Annotated in this window: 10 protein-coding genes and 3 pseudogenes; 5 read left to right on the top strand and 8 right to left on the bottom strand. The window is 71.1% G+C overall.

All coding sequences use genetic code 11. The annotated features are described in order from the left end of the window. Nucleotides 1-168: 168 nt before the first annotated feature. Together ACFYUS_RS29520 and ACFYUS_RS29515 are read right to left on the bottom strand one after the other, a co-directional pair. Nucleotides 169-1365 carry a M20 family metallopeptidase gene (locus tag ACFYUS_RS29520; RefSeq protein ID WP_388858609.1) on the bottom strand — a complete coding sequence of 399 codons (1197 nt, stop codon included), beginning with the start codon at nt 1363-1365 and terminating at the stop codon, nt 169-171. Then, on the bottom strand, nt 1340-1711 hold the full coding sequence (locus ACFYUS_RS29515) for a GNAT family N-acetyltransferase (protein WP_388858606.1): 372 nt from the start codon (nt 1709-1711) through the stop codon (nt 1340-1342). The genes ACFYUS_RS29520 and ACFYUS_RS29515 overlap by 26 nt, the downstream gene beginning before the upstream one ends. On the opposite strand from ACFYUS_RS29515, the gene ACFYUS_RS29510 reads away from it, so the two are divergent. After that, nucleotides 1683-1817, top strand: a complete 135-nt coding sequence (locus tag ACFYUS_RS29510; RefSeq protein WP_388858732.1) for a hypothetical protein — start codon at nt 1683-1685, stop codon at nt 1815-1817. The genes ACFYUS_RS29515 and ACFYUS_RS29510 overlap by 29 nt on opposite strands. Nucleotides 1818-1883: 66 nt before the next feature. Here the strand turns inward: ACFYUS_RS29510 and ACFYUS_RS29505 are convergent, their stop codons facing one another. From ACFYUS_RS29505 to ACFYUS_RS29490, 4 genes are all read right to left on the bottom strand, one after another. Continuing rightward, complete coding sequence (locus ACFYUS_RS29505) at nt 1884-3251, bottom strand: endonuclease domain-containing protein (protein ID WP_388858603.1); 1368 nt, start codon at nt 3249-3251, stop codon at nt 1884-1886. A 162-nt stretch (nt 3252-3413) separates the two neighbouring features. Further along, nucleotides 3414-5159 carry a GTPase gene (locus ACFYUS_RS29500; protein ID WP_388858600.1) on the bottom strand — a complete coding sequence of 582 codons (1746 nt, stop codon included), beginning with the start codon at nt 5157-5159 and terminating at the stop codon, nt 3414-3416. Next, nucleotides 5137-8103, bottom strand: coding sequence for a GTPase (locus ACFYUS_RS29495; RefSeq protein WP_388858597.1), 2967 nt, complete (start codon nt 8101-8103; stop codon nt 5137-5139). The genes ACFYUS_RS29500 and ACFYUS_RS29495 overlap by 23 nt, the downstream gene beginning before the upstream one ends. Nucleotides 8104-8544: 441 nt before the next feature. Further along, complete coding sequence (locus tag ACFYUS_RS29490; RefSeq protein WP_388858594.1) at nt 8545-10212, bottom strand: SWIM zinc finger domain-containing protein; 1668 nt, start codon at nt 10210-10212, stop codon at nt 8545-8547. 175 nt (nt 10213-10387) lie between these two features. Between ACFYUS_RS29490 and ACFYUS_RS29485 the strand changes: the two genes are divergently transcribed. The 3 genes and pseudogenes from ACFYUS_RS29485 to ACFYUS_RS29475 all read left to right on the top strand — a co-directional run. Next, the gene (locus tag ACFYUS_RS29485) at nt 10388-11059 is read left to right on the top strand and encodes a hypothetical protein (RefSeq protein WP_388858591.1); all 672 of its coding nucleotides are present in this window, start codon (nt 10388-10390) and stop codon (nt 11057-11059) included. Nucleotides 11060-11243: 184 nt separating this feature from the next. Beyond that, nucleotides 11244-11405, top strand: a pseudogene (locus ACFYUS_RS29480) (IS5/IS1182 family transposase); the annotation flags it as partial. 39 nt (nt 11406-11444) lie between these two features. Next, a pseudogene (locus tag ACFYUS_RS29475) lies at nt 11445-11849 on the top strand (transposase); the annotation flags it as partial. Nucleotides 11850-11927: 78 nt separating this feature from the next. Here ACFYUS_RS29475 and ACFYUS_RS29470 read toward each other — a convergent pair. Further along, nucleotides 11928-12485: a hypothetical protein gene (locus tag ACFYUS_RS29470; protein ID WP_388858717.1), complete on the bottom strand. Its 558-nt coding sequence runs from the start codon at nt 12483-12485 to the stop codon at nt 11928-11930. A 267-nt stretch (nt 12486-12752) separates the two neighbouring features. Between ACFYUS_RS29470 and ACFYUS_RS29465 the strand changes: the two are divergent. Then, nucleotides 12753-13314: pseudogene (locus tag ACFYUS_RS29465) on the top strand (IS5/IS1182 family transposase); the annotation flags it as partial. A gap of 43 nt (nt 13315-13357) precedes the next feature. Here ACFYUS_RS29465 and ACFYUS_RS29460 read toward each other — a convergent pair. After that, the gene (locus ACFYUS_RS29460; RefSeq protein ID WP_388858588.1) at nt 13358-14140 is read right to left on the bottom strand and encodes a class I SAM-dependent methyltransferase; all 783 of its coding nucleotides are present in this window, start codon (nt 14138-14140) and stop codon (nt 13358-13360) included. Nucleotides 14141-14275 lie beyond the last annotated feature (135 nt).

Raw genomic sequence — 14275 nt, 5'->3', positions numbered from 1 at the left:
GCCTCCCGCCCGGACATCGGTGGCCGCGGGCGGGGCGGGCGCGCAGGACAGGGGCGCTTCCAGCCGCACCGCCGGTCGTGGTGACCTCAGGACGTCCCCGTACGACCTTGGAGCCGTTTGCCGACCCGACTCGTGATCGTCACGTGGAAGACCGATCTGGGGAGCCGGTCACCGAATGCCCAACAGCCTCAGGACGGCCTGTTCATGGACGGTGTGGACGGTGGGCAGTTCGGCCAGCGACGCGCGCTCGTCGATGCCGTGCAGGCCCTCGTACGGAACGCCGAACCCAGCGGTGACGGGGATTCCGTGGCCGGCGAGGAGGTTGCCGATGTTCGACGGGCCTGCCGTCTTCGCCCGTACGTCGAGTCCTGCCTCTCGAGCCGCGGACAGGAGGGCGGCGGCCGGCTGCTCGCTCTCCCCGAGGCGGTACGCGGGCCAGGCCGCCACCTCCGCGATCTCGGTCGGGATCGGGACGGGCAGCTCGGCATCGAGCTCGGCGACCGCCTTGCGCACGAGTGTCTCGGCGCCGCCCGCGTCGAAGGACGGGGTGGTACGGACGTCGACGTTGATGTCGACGCGGTCGGGAGTGACGGAGAACCCTTCGCCACCGTGGATGGCGGTGACGGTCAGCTTCGGCCCCAGCGGGAAGCCGGAGGCCGTGTCACGGCCAGGGAGTTCCGCCGTTTCGAGCAGGTGGACCAAGCGGGCGGCGCGGGTGATCGCGCCGGTGACGGAGCGGCTGGAGCCGGAGTGCCCGGACGGCGCGTGTACGGCGATCGTGGCCCGCCACAGGCCACGGCCGCCGACGACGACCTCGTCCATCCCGGGGTAGCCGATGATCACTCCTGCCGGACGTGCGGCCCGGGGGTCGGCGAGGTAGGCGCGTGCGCCGCCGAAGGTCCCGGTGTGCTCGTCGACGTCCAGGAGCACGGCGAGGCCTCCCGCGAACTCATGGGCGCGGGGGACGAGGCCGGCGGCGATGTGGCAGAACATGGCGGCGGCGAGCTTCGAGTCCGCCGCACCCCGGCCCTGCAGCCATCCGTCCCGTACCTGCCCGGAGGTCGGGTGGAACGACCAGCGGGTGGTGTCGCCGTAGGGAGCGGTGTCGACACACGCGTCGAGCGTCCACCACGACCCGGGTCGGCTCCCGGCGATCTCGACCAGGAGTCCGACCGGCGCGCCACCGGCGTCGTGCAGACGACGGTGCGGCAGTCCCCTGGTCGTGAGCCAGTCCTCCAGGACGCCCAGCACGGGACCATAGTCGTCGACCCCACCGCGACTCGATCGGCGAATCAACTCCTGCGCGAGCTCCACCACCGACCGCATCCGCTCGTCGTGCTCAGCCTCCAGGGGGCCACCACCCATGCTTCTTTCCCCATCCTGGTATCTGCGGCGTCCATCGTCGGACCGATGCCCACCCCTCGATCGACCTCCACTCGTGCTCCAGGATCGAGTACGTGATCGAGTCCCGCCATGCTCCACGAACGAAGACGTGGTCGCGGATCCGCCCGTCCTCGGTCATGCCGGCCCGCGGAAGCGTCCGCGCGGACGCCTCGTTGAACGGCGAACGAGCCGCCCGGATGCGGTGAAGACCCGGCGCCCGGAAGCCGAGTGCGCACAGCAGGTGGACCGTCTCGGTTCCCAGCCCCTTGCCCCACTCGCCCGGGTGCGGGGCGAATCCGATGGTGGCCGCTGTCGAGGTCGCCGTCACCCCGCAGACCGTCCGCGTCCGGGACTCCGAGGACGCGGAGCGCCGGCCTTTCGCGGTCGGCCGCGCGGGCCGGGAGCGGTTCGTGTCGTTCGCGACGGAGGAATGAGCGGCACTCCCACTCGGCGTCACGCGGGAGCCGCCCGCCGCCGTACGGCGGTGGGCGACGCTCGTCTCAGAACAGTGCCAAGCCCTCGCCGCCGGTGTCCGCGACGACCGGCCGGGGCTGGGCGGGGAGGCCGTCCAGGCGGTCGGGGCCGGCCGCGGCGGCCACAGCGGGGGCCGTATCGGCCAGCCAGCCGCGGAACCGCTCGGCGGCCTCGCGGTAGGGGACCTGCGCCAGGACACGGTGCTCGCCGGCAGGGCAGAAGTCGACCGTGACGGTGAGCAGGCAGGAACGGGGCGCGTTCTGGCTGCCCGTCCAGGACACGCGCAGGGCGCCGCAGGGCTCGCGCCCGCGTGGGGCCCGGTGGGTCGGGCGCAGTGACCGGCAGGCTATGAGGGCGGTCCACGCGGCGAGGTGCGGCAGCGGCAGGATGGTGCGCGCGCGACAGCCGGTGCAGCGGTGCCAGTGGCGAAGCCAGTCGTCGGCGTCGGTGCGGAAGAGGCGGGTGTAGCGGTTCGCCACGCGGACGTCGTTGGCGTAGAGGTGGTCGGGACGTTCCCGCGTGTTGCAGGACTGGCAGACGGGGGCGCGGACGTATCCGTGCTCGTGGCAGTGGTCGAGGACCGCGGCGGGCGCGGCGCGGCAGACGGCGCACACCCAGCCGGTCACCTCTCGGGCGATGCCGGGCTTCCTGCTGAGCACCGAGTACAGCCGGCCTTCGAGCTCCTTGTCGTACGGGCGCGGCGAGGCGGCGGGGTCCTCGGGGCCTGTCGCCCGCCGGTCCTCAAGGCCCGTCGCCCGTCGGCCGTCGGCGTCCCCGGCCCGCCGGGGGCGGGAGGGCGGCTCGGCCACGGCCACGCCCGTCTCACGGGTCCCCGCGGCTCGCAGCCACCGCGTCTCGGCGTGCTCGGCCGCGTCGAGCAGCCTCACCACCGCGCGCGGCAGCCACCACGTCCGCCGGGTCCCGTCGTGGGTGTGCTCCACGAGTACCTGTCGCCAGTCGATCCCCGCCAGATGGCACGGTCGACCGTCCCCGTCCCGTGCCCCGCGTCCGGGACCGCCCGGCAACCGGAGTTCCCCCGCGACGCGACGCCGCCAGCGCAGCGGCGTCTCCTCGTCGTGCTCCGGCTCCGGCGCCCCGTGGAACGGACCGACACGGACCAGGTCCCGCCGGTCCATCCCCACCGCGTTCAGCTCCGCGGCCGCCCGGCGTACCTCGTGCTCCGCGACGCCCCACCGACCGCCGCCCGTCTCGACCGTCGCCACCACACGGCTGCCGATCAGGACGTATCCCGTCCGGGCACGGGCCGGCGAGCGGGTGAACGCCCCGGAAGCCGTCGGCACGGCGCCGCCGGCCGTCAGACCGACCCACAGCGCGTCCGCGGCGTCCAGGGTGATCAGGCCGTCCGCGCGGCCGGGCACGACACGCTCCGTCATACCGACAGGCTAACGGCGCCGACACGCCGACGGGTTCGAGCGCCCCGGCCGGGACGCCTGGTCGCGGTCGGCGGAGTTCGCGTCGGGGGGCCTGAGCCGCGCCTGTCCCGGCGGTCGCGTGGTCACGGGGCGCGTTCACCGCCGGGACCTCGGACCGTCAGGTCAGCGGGTCGGCCCGACAAGCTTCCCGGCCTCGTCCCGGAGGCCCTTGATCGCCGCCAGGGCCGCTTCACGCTCGGTCTTGATCTTCAAGCCCCGCTCCATGAGGCCGCTGAGCGATCGTTCCACCTCGGCGATCCACTCGCTCAGGTACCGCTCGCCGGCGGCGGTGAGAGAGGTCCGCTGTGCACGTGCTTCCTCGTCGAAGTGATTCCTTATCCGCTTCCGCCGCTTGTTGACCGCCATCCACCTGTTCTGGTCCTGCGCGACGCTCGTCAGGTCCGTCAACGGCCCCATGATCGCCAGCGCCCACTGCACCTTGCCGGCCGCACCGGCTACCTTGTCGGCCGCCTTGGTCTTGCCCCACGGTTTGAACTTCCCCACACCGTTGGAGACTTTCCCGCCGGCGTCGAGGACCTTCTGGCCCACCCGGTTCTTGCTGAGCTTTTCCACGACGACGGAGGCCGCGCTGCCACCGTCCGCGACCTTCCCGATCCACTCGTGGGCCTTCGCGGCGCCCGCCTTCGCGGCCTTCTTCGCCGCTTCCTTGGCCCCCTGCGCCAGCGGTGACGCGTCGCCCGGGGGTGCGTCGATCGTCGGATCGGGTGCTTCGATGCCGTTCACCCAGGATTCGGGCTCGGGCACAGCGGTTCCGTACTCGGCGACCAGCGCGTCGAACGCCGTCCTCACCGACGTGGAGAACCTCGCGTCGAACTCGGTGCTCGCACCGTCCAGTTCCTCTTGGACCGCACGGGCGACGTGGCCGGGGACGATGCCGTCCTTCTCCGAGACGCCGGCCGCTGCCCTGTCTCCGGCCGTCGTGATCCGGGAGGCGACGACTTCGCTCTCCCTCTTCAGGGCGCTCAGGACACGCTCCTTCGCCTGGGAGATCGACTCCTCGGCCTTCTTCGCGGTCGCCGCGGCATCGAGTTCCTCACCGTTCAGCACCCACTGCCGCTCGGCGTCCTCCAGCACTCGAAGGAGTTCGAAGGCCTGCGCCTTGGGCCGGACACCGCTGACGCCGGGCGCGATGATCCTCCGCAATTCGGCCGTCAGAGCGTCGATACCGCTCTCCGCGACGAACGACTCACGCTGAGCGGCCGAGAGAGCGGGGTCGTTGACCGCGTCGACGTAGTCGCGTGCGTCGGCCGGGACGATCGGGACGCGGTCGGCGAAGGGCCCCAGTCGCCCGCGAACCTCGTCGAGGATGACGTCGCGATCACTGTTCTCGGCGTTCATCTTGTTGACGACGACCACGCTCCGGTCGGCGAACCCGTCGACGTCGAGCGTCCGCAGAATCGCCCTGGTCTCCGCCTCGCCCGGCAGTTCGCTCGTCGTCACGATCACCAACGCGTCCGCACCACGCACGCCGCGCCGTGCCGCATCGGAGTGCTCGTCGATACCCGACAGCGTCCCGGGCAGGTCGACGAGCGTCACGCCGTTCCACTCGTACGGCGTCGGCTCGTGCGTCTTGGGCGCCGCGTCGACGAGTTCGCCGACAGCGGCCGAGGGGAGCCGGAGCAGTGCCGCGATGAGCGTGGACTTCCCCGCGCTGTACGGACCCGTGAGCGCGATCCGCAGCGGGCTCGTGTCGGCGCGAGGCAGGCTCGCGGTCAGGCCGCGCGTGCGAGAGTGAGCGTTCAGGACTTCTTCGACCCGTGCGGTCAGCGCGAGTACGGGGGCGTCCGGGCCCCCGTCGTTCTTGGGCGCGTCAACCGAATCATCGTCAGTCATCTGTGTTCCCTTCACTCCCGTCGGAGGTGCCGAGGCATCCGGAATCCGTGCGGATCTCGATCCGTTCGGGGAGGACATCCACGAACGGGTCCCGCAGACACGCCCGCACGTCCGCGACGCGGGACACGTCGGTCCAGACACGCAGTGCGACTCCCGGAGTCCGACGTGCCCGACGGATCGCCGCCGGTTCCCCGCCCGCGAGGGCCATGAGCCGGCGCGCCAGGACGAGGTCGATCGCGTCGAGGGCGGACCGCACGGCCGGCCGCAGTCGGCACAGCCGCTCGAACCGCTCCCGCGTGCCACTGGTGTCCGAGGACCGCGCCTCGGACAGGGCGTCGGCCTGGTCCACCGCGTCATCGGTGATGCGAGCCGCCCACGCCGCGAGCCCGTCGAACAGTTCATCGAGGCATGCCTCGGCCTCGGTCGTGGTCGCACTGGTCCACCTGTCCTTCGCCCGCCGGGCGCGGTCGACCTCGCCGCTCCACGCCTTCGCCGCTCCCGCCAGGACCTCCGCCGCGTAGACCGCCGTCGCCGCGGGAGGGGGGACCGCGAGCTTCTTGGGGATCCCCTTGGCGGCGACGGAGCTCAGAAGGGCTGTCGCCGCCCCCTTGGCAGCCGCCGTACCCAGGCTCACGGCCTTCTCCCTCAGGTCGGGACGCGGTCGTACACGCGGCTGCGCGTCGCCCCGGCGCTCCGGGGTGCCCACCGGTGCGCGCAGAACCATCCCCCGTTTCCGCGCCTCCAGCTCGAACTCGTCCTCGAGACCGGAGAGAAGTCCCTCCAACTCCAGACCGGTGACGAAGTCGCTCCACCGCCGCGCGTCATCCACGCCACCCAGGTCCCGGACCACATCCGGCAACCGCTCCTTGGCACGGTGACGCTCGGCTTCGAGCCGGTCGCGCGTGTCCTGGCCCGCTGTCCGGAGAGCCTCGAGCAACGCGGCCCGGTCACTCGACGTGGAGCGTTCGAGCTCGCCGAGCGCGAGATCGATCCCGGGGAATTCCTCGATCAGCCGGTCGTGGAACGCGGCCACCGGCGCCCGCACCCCGTCGGCCAGCCGGACCGCACGAAGCGGAATCGCACGCTCGGCCAGGAGTCGGGTGAGGGACTGCTCCAGCTCGGGCAACCTGCTCGCCCGAAGGGCCCTGTCCCCCAGCGCGCGATCCCCCGTGGACAACGCTTCGTGCGCGGCGCCGGAGTGGACCGGGAGGACAACGGGCGGCGCGACGTCGACCGCTCCGGAGACCTGCTCGATCCGGACGGCGTGACCCGCCGCCGACGTGAACTCCCTTTCCGGGTTCTCGACGAAGCGCTGAAGGCGGTGCGGTTCGACGACCCGTCCCTTCACGTTGACCACCACGAGCAGGGGTTTCCCCGCGAGGAGAAGTCGCTGGAGCTCGGCGGACTCCTCCTCGCGCAGCGTGTCGGCGTAGTTCCATATCACCGCGTCGGCGCTGTCGCACGCGGCCCGAGCGCGCGTGGCGTCGAGGTCGTCGTCCTTCGCGGCGAAGCCGGGCGTGTCGAGGTACGTCACGGAGCCGACGTGGAACGCGGCGGTCTCCCGCGTGGTGCGGTGCGCCCCTCGCCCGATCCCGGTCCGGTCCGCGTCGCGGGTCAGCGCCTTGCGGAGTGTGGTCTTCCCGGACTTGGTTCTTCCGGCGATGGCCACGCGCAGCCTGCCGCTCGCCGCGGGCATGACTCGTACGGCATCGCGCAGTTCACGTTCGAACGCCCCGATGCGGCTGACGACCTCGACGAGGTCCTCGTTCTCGATCGCGTGCGCGGAGTACGACGTTCGCGGAAGACGGGCCTCGGCCTCCTCCCGGAGAGCGGTCTGGACGTCGCGGTAGGCCGATCGGCTCGTGTCCACCACCCCGGACGCGAACCGGTCGGCCAGGGCCCCGAGGGCCTCGCGGAGATCCGGTTCGGTGCGCCATAGATCCATGGCCGCCGCCACGTGGTCGAACGACTCGACGTTCTTCCCGTACCAGGACTCGAACGCCCGCAGCTCGTTGATGTCGGTCCGGGAGGCGACCGCCAGCAGCCCCGCCGTGAGCCGCGCGGCCGAGCCCGTGGCGGTTGCGGCCGGAGCCACGGCCGTGTTCACGGGCACCGTCGCGAGCCCGTGCTCGATCACCGCCCGCACGCTGTCCTCCGCGAGCATGTCCACCGTGCTTCCGGAAACGGCACCGGTGTCACGGGCCTCGATCGCCCAGAGCAGGGCGTCACGCCGATCCGATCGGAACCCGGACCGCGCGTCCGGCGCGAACCAGCGCCACCACTGTGGCCGCTCGGACAGGACCGCCTCGTACGACTCCTCCGCTGCGACGGAGTCCCGCACCTTCTCCAGCAGCGGCACCAGCTCCCCGTTCCGCAGATCCCGGGCCGCCGCGGCACTGTGCCCGAGCACGAGCTCGCGCGCCTCCGCCGCCTTCCGGCCTCCTCGCCGACGGCTCAGGTCGGCCAGCGCGGTTCCGATGTCGATCTCACGGATCGAGCGCCAGATCTCCTCGGGCCATTCCCGGTCCGCGCGCCGACACGGCTCAAGGGCTTCGGGCAGCAGTCGTTCCGCGTCCGCCACCGCCACGGCGTCCGCCCGAAGCGCTTCCACCGGCACGCCTTCCAGCGCCCGGAGATGTGTCCGCAACCCTTCGAGCCGCTTCAGTTCCCGGAGGGATCCGCCCCCGTCCGGCGCCGGAGTCCGGCCCCCAGCCGTTGTCAGACGGACCAGTTCGTGTTCCTCGACGCACGCCGCCACCGCGTCGGACACCCATGGAAGAGTGCTTCCCGACGGCGGCAGGCCGACGCACCCGTGTGCCTGGGCGACCGCGTCCACGTCCTTGGCGAATCGCTGGAGTGCGGCCGGCCCGGCCATGGCGTCCACCCCCAACGGTTCGAGCAGGAGGGCCAGCATCTCGGCTCTGAGGCTCGTCCTGTCGTTCCCCGCCCTGTCACGCATCACTACTCCTCGTGGGGACCGTGGTACCTGAACTCGGGCAGAGTGGATGTGCGCCCGGAGGAATCAGGGCCCGCGACTGCTGGGACGCCTCCGCTCGCACGCCCCCGGCGATCGTGCGCGGGAGGTCGGGGTGCCGGCCGAAGGTCTGCGTGATCCGCACCTCACGGGCGAACCGCTCCACGGTCCTGGTGTCGCCGTGCATGTCGACCTGCAGGCCTGACCGGCGCCGGAGGACGGACTCGACCGTCACGACGCGGTCGGCATCGTCCGGAGCGGCGTCCAGATCCTCGGCTCTGCGGACCTCGCCCACGTTGCCCGAGTCAACGGCACCCGGGAGCCGGGACCGCCCCGCGATCGGCTCCGTCGCCACAGCCCGTTCCCTTGCGTCTCCGACAAGCACAGCCCGTTCCCTTGCGTCTCCGACAAGACAGACCTGACGAGTCATAGCCCGTATTCGTCCATCAGTCGCATCAGGTTCCGCTTGCGCTTCTGGGCGGCGCGCAGGTCGGTGGTGTACGCGGTGAAGTCGTCCGGTGTGCCGAGGCGGCGGTGGCAGTCGCGGATGCCCAGGAGCAGGCCGACGAGCTGTTCGTAGGCGCGGTTGCCGGTCTCGCGGGTGAGGCGGGTGGCCAGGCGGAGGTAGACGGCGAGGGCATCCGCGGGGCGGGTCGGGCGGGACCGGTCCGCAAGGGTGAGCCACTGGCCGTCGTGGGCGCCGTACTCGCCGGCTGTCCGCCAGGCGGCTTCGACGTCCCCGTCGTCCAGCAGGATGTCGACGAGAACCCCGCCACCGCGCGTGTCCGCCGGCTCGGCATCGGCGTGGAGAAGCGCCAGCGCCTTCTCGCGCTCGGTCGGCCAGCACGCGGCGGCAATGGCCGCGGCACGCAGCTGCCGGTAGGCGAGCAGGGTGCGGCAGGCTGCGAAGCGGTCCCGGCGCAGGGCGAGAGCATCGGCGGACCGGCCGATCCGGGTGTAGCGGTCGGCGAGGTGGTCGATCAGGGCGGTGTCGACGGTGGCGAGGTCCGCGGTCTCCCGGATGCCGCGCTCGGCCCATTCCAGGGCTTCGGCGGTACGGCCGGCGGTGTCGAGCTCGCGGGCGACGAGCAGATGGGTGTGACCGTTCGGCGCGAGGTCGACGGCGTGCACGGCGATCACCGTGTCGATGTCCCGCCCCGACTTCGCGAGGCGCTGCATCAGATGCTTCTCGGCCCAGCCGGTGCGGTTCGCCCGCCATGCCTCGACCGCGTACCGGCGCAGGGCGGCCGTCCCCCGCTCGCCGAGCAGGTCCTCGTAGTCGAGCGGGTCGATGTCCGTCAGGTCGGCCGCGTCGTCCAGAGCGTGCGTCACCAGCCAGTGCGCGAGCTCCTCCAGGTCGGGGCCGGCCGCGCGGCAGGCCTCGTGGTGGGCGTCGGCCAGGCCGGCGCCGATCTCCTCGAGCCGGCCGTCGGAGTCATCGACGCTTTCGACCACGGCTGCCAGCGTCCCGATCGCCTCCCGGGCCAGGGTCATCGCGTCGGCCGCCCGGCCGGAAGCCGTGAGCGACCGGATCGCGTCGACCACCTGCCCGGCCTGGTCGGTGTAGGCACGGGCGTCGGCGTACTCGACGTAGCCGTACTGGGCAAAGGGGCCGCTGTCGAGCAACTCGCGGATACGGGAACGGATCCCGGCCACATCGCCGCGGGCGCTCGCCGCCCGCAGTTCCAGACGCCTCCGCAGGTTCCGGTCCTCGGCCACCTCCTCCCGTACGAGATCGAGGAGATCGTCCCGTGACAGGCCGGTCAGCCAGGCGTCGAGGTGGCGGGTCCGGTCCCGGGCCGCCTTCCGCCGGCGAGGCAGATCGGCCTCCTGAGCGATCACCGTCAGACCGAGCGCGACCAGATGCTTGCAGAAGTTGCCCTCCTGGCCGTACGGGCAACCGCACGTGCCCGCGGGCTTCCTGCGCCCGCCCAGGAGCAGCTCCACCTCGTACCGCTCCGTGCCGCGTACCGATGCCCTGATCCAGCCGTCACCGAACTCGGCCCCGGACACTTCGTCGACATAAGCAAGTCCACGCTCGAACGAACGCTCCCCGGCCAGCGCCCTCAGCTTCGCTTCCGTAAGACCGCCCACGACTCTCCGCGCTCCGCTCCGGCTCGGACTCCCCCAACGGCCCTCACACTAACGGCCGCCCGGGGGCTCATCCTCGCGTCAGGCCGTCGACAACCGATTCCCTGCGGTACCTCACGCCCCGCCTGTATGGTCGTCGACCACCCCGACTCCCCGGACCTTCCTCGAAAGGTGCCGCATGCACAAGCCCGCCACCGTGAACCTGACGAAGGCCTCGCCCACGGTCTCCCTGGACAAGCACGGCGTGACCTCGGGACTGATCAAGGTCAACCTCAACTGGACCTCACCGCAGGCCGCCGCGCAGCGGGCGGGCGGCGAGGCCCGTGGCCTGTTCGGCCGGATCCGGGCGTCGCTGCGGTCGGCCACGGCCAGGACGGTGGATCTCGACCTCGGCTGCATGATCCGCTGCACCGACGGCTCCAAGACCGTGGTCCAGGCCCTGGGCAACGCCTTCGGCGCGATGGACCGCTTCCCGTACGTCGCCCTCGACACGGACGACCGGACCGGGGCCCGGGAGACGGGAGAGAACCTGGCCATCAACCTGGACCACCAGGCCGAGTTCCAGAAACTCCTGCTCTTCGTCTACATCTACGAAGGGTCCGGCGACTTCCGCGGCCTCGACGCGGTGGTGACCCTGACATCCGACCGCGGCGACCGCTTCCGGGTGGTTCTGGACGAATGCCCTCCGCAGGCACATGCGTGCGCCATCGCCCTCATCAAGCGCCAGAAGGGCGAACTCGTCATCGGACGCGAGGTGCGATGGTTCACCCCGGCGGACGGTCCCGGAGTCCAAGACGTGATCTCCCGCGCGTACCGACTCGGCATGAAATGGACCCCCGGCCGGAAGTAACGCCCCACGGGCGCGTACGCCCTCGGGCGCATCAGCGATCGGATCGTGTTCGACAAGCTGCTGACTGCTTCGGCTTGGTTCGATTCGTTCAGTTCGTTCAGTTCGTTCAGTTCGTTCAGTTCGTTCAGTTCGCTCAGTTCGGTTCGGTTCGATTCGGTTCGGTTCGGTTCGGTTCGGTTCGGTTCGGTTCGGTTACTCCTATCAGGCCATCGCCGGCACAACCTGCTCGACGACCACCATCCGCACCCGTCGTGACGGGTGGATCGCCCTCGGCGTCTTCACTCGGCTCAAGCAGATCGCGCCCCAGTCCTACGACCGGGTCGCCATCGACGGCTCCCTCACCAGGACGTCGTTTCCTTTGGTCTTCGGCGATCGTCGACGGGACGTGGATCGTCTTGTTGAGCAGTTGGTGCCGGACGAGCTGTGGGAGCTGTTTCGGCGGGTGGTGCCGCCGACGGTGGTGCAGCGGCCGCAGGGCGGGGGACGTCGGCGAGCCGGGGACCGTGAGGTGCTGGCTGCGATCGTGTTCGTGGCGACGTCGGGCTGCACCTGGCGTCAACTCCCGCCATTCTTCGGGGGCTTGCCGACAAACGGTGTACAAGCGGTTCGCACGGTGGAGCCGTGAGCATGTGTGGGCCCGTCTCTACCGGGTCATCCTGGACGAGCTCGGCTCACGCGGGCAGCTCGACTGGTCCCGGTGCGTGATCGACTCGGTGAGCATTCGTGCCCTCAAAGGGGGCATCTGACGGGACCGCATCCGACCGACCGCGATAAAGAGGGATCGAAGATCCAGCAGAACCAGTCACCACCGTGATCGTCGGCTCGTCCGGCCAATCGGGCACTCAGGTCCGGCAAGGTCCGTCAGTGGTCAGCCGCCCTGAAGAACCCACTCGTCAAGACCGCCGTGGACATGGGCTTCAAGACATCCCGGGGCATCCATGCCGACGGCCACGCCCCGGTACAGGGCGATGAGCGAGTCCTTGCCCCGCCACCAGGTGTCGGTCAAACCCCGCACTTCAGGTACCGGCTCGTACCCTTCGAGGTCCAGGGAGTCGACGGCCTCGCCGGTGATCCTCGTGATGGTTTCGGCCCAGCGCCTCGCATGGCCGGCCAGCGCCAACGATTCCACCCAGCCTTCGGTACTGGCATGCAGCGGTACCCAGTGGTAGCCGTCGATCCCGAACTCGCCACCGGGGCCGATCATGAATCCGTAGGCCATGGAATACCGACAGTCCCCGGCCGGGATCCACCAGCCCTCAGCGGCCGAGCCCTCGGGAACGTCCGCGCCCAGGACCCGCGGGCCGCTGTCGTAGAACGGCGCCGGTGGCAGCGCGAGACCGCCCCAACGGTTCTCGAAGGCCACCGCGCGATCGATCTCCGCGGCCGGGACACCGTGCTCGATCCAGGCATCGCGGTGACACTCGATGTCCTACCGGGCGACACGGATGCCTTCACACGCGACGAATCTCTTGGCCCTGCGGGTCAAACCGGCCGGTGCGACCGGGATGGGCGATACGGGAGTGGCGGCCGTCATGGCCTCGAAGTCTAGCGGCAGGGCCTGGCAACGCCTGGTCAGAAGCCCGCCCGCTCCGCTGTGGCCCAGGACCTGCACTCGGACACCAACAAGCATGCTCAAGAGCCGACTTTCGTACTCAGTCACCCGTGCTCCCGGGAACCGCCACAAGAAACGACGTCTGAAGCCCCCGGCGGCGGCGAGGCAGCCGGACGCTCACCGGTCGACTGCGGCGAGCAAGGCCTGAAACGCTCAGGCCCGACCGGTGGTGACGGCATCCCGCTCGGCCGGGTCCTGGCCGGAGCGAACGGCCACGGCTCCCCGTTGCCCGCCCCGACCCTGTACCTGCTGGACGACATCGGTCCGCTGCCCGACGACATCGCTGTCCGCCTCGACGCCGGCTGCGACGCGGACAAGACCCGCACGGGACCCACCGCCCGAACTTTGCACGGCCACATCGCGCAGAAGGGCGAGAAGGCACCGATCCAGGCCGAGCCAGTGGTGGCACGTCGGGCGCACCGGCGCCCGGCAGAACGCCTTCTGCCGCCTCGCCCGCCGCTACGGACGCCGTACCGCCGTCATCGACGCCGTCTTCGACCTCGCCGACACGATCGTCACCATCCGCAGCCTGATCCGCCGAGCGTGGACCACCCGCCGCTGGGACGCCCGCCCCCGACGCCGACCGCAAGCCGCCCTCCATCCGACCGCCCATGACGAGGTACTCCCGTGTGGGTACTGGTGATTCCCACAGCCGCCGGCCCGCGAGCGGCGGTCCGGATGCCTTCCTACCTTCGCCGGTGGGCCTCGATGAGGAGGCGCTGAGAGTGAGCCACGAACGGACCATGGCGTTCGATGAAGGAGTGGAGTTCCGCCAGGCGGTCGCGGTAGGCGTCCACGGTGAATCCGGGGACGGTCCAGATCACCTTGCGCAGGAAGTGGACCACCGCCGCGATGTCGTGGAACTCCATCCGGAGAGCTTCCTGGCGTACGTCGACGACGTCCAGGCCCGCCGCCTCCGCGGCGGCCACGGCCGCGATCGGGCTCGTTCCCGCGTACGTGGTGGTCGCCGGCACGGGGCGCGGCTTCGGCGACTGGGGCCCCCTCATGAACTCGTACAGTTCCCGTACCGAGCCGGAACCGACGTGTTGGGCCAGGTACACGCCGTCCGGGCGCAGCACCCGTCGCACCTCGTCCCAGCGGGTGACCACGGGGTGTCGGCTGACCACCAGGTCGAACGACTCCTTCGCGAACGGCAGGCCGGACGCGTCCTCGACCTCGACGACGTTCGCGTCGAACTTCGCCAGAGCACGGCGGGCGATCGCGATGTTCGGGCGCCAGGACTCCGTCGCCGCCAGCACCGGCGGGGCGACGGGGATCGAGGCCAGCACCTCGCCACCGCCCGTCTGGATGTCGAGTCCGGCCGCAGCCTTCGCCATCCGCTCGGCGAGCAGCCTCGCGTAGCCCCAGGACGGTCGTTGCTCGCTGGCACGGCCTGAGAACCAGGAGAAGTCCCCACCCGCAGTGGGGACGGCCTCCCCTTCCTCGACGAGCTCTTCGAACGCACGCATGGCGCCGAGAATGGCAGGCGGGAACGGTGCGCGCATCCGAGTTTCGCCGGCTCGCCGTCCGGCGCGAATCGCCTCGCGATTCCCGTAGAAGTCACATGCCGAAGGCGATGCGCAGATCGCGGCGTCATTCCGAAA

This window comes from Streptomyces sp. NPDC004284, from assembly GCF_042874035.1.
GTDB lineage: Bacteria > Actinomycetota > Actinomycetes > Streptomycetales > Streptomycetaceae > Streptomyces.
Note: the sequence above shows the minus strand (reverse complement) of the source record. Positions and strands in the feature narration are given on the sequence as shown.

Coding starts and splice junctions, on each gene's coding strand:
- ACFYUS_RS29520 (WP_388858609.1), bottom strand. CDS start 1,365: ATGGGTGGTGGCCCCCTGGAGGCTGAGCACGACGAGCGGATGCGGTCG.
- ACFYUS_RS29510 (WP_388858732.1), top strand. CDS start 1,683: ATGGTGGCCGCTGTCGAGGTCGCCGTCACCCCGCAGACCGTCCGCGTC.
- ACFYUS_RS29505 (WP_388858603.1), bottom strand. CDS start 3,251: ATGACGGAGCGTGTCGTGCCCGGCCGCGCGGACGGCCTGATCACCCTG.
- ACFYUS_RS29495 (WP_388858597.1), bottom strand. CDS start 8,103: ATGCGTGACAGGGCGGGGAACGACAGGACGAGCCTCAGAGCCGAGATG.
- ACFYUS_RS29485 (WP_388858591.1), top strand. CDS start 10,388: ATGCACAAGCCCGCCACCGTGAACCTGACGAAGGCCTCGCCCACGGTC.
- ACFYUS_RS29460 (WP_388858588.1), bottom strand. CDS start 14,140: ATGCGTGCGTTCGAAGAGCTCGTCGAGGAAGGGGAGGCCGTCCCCACT.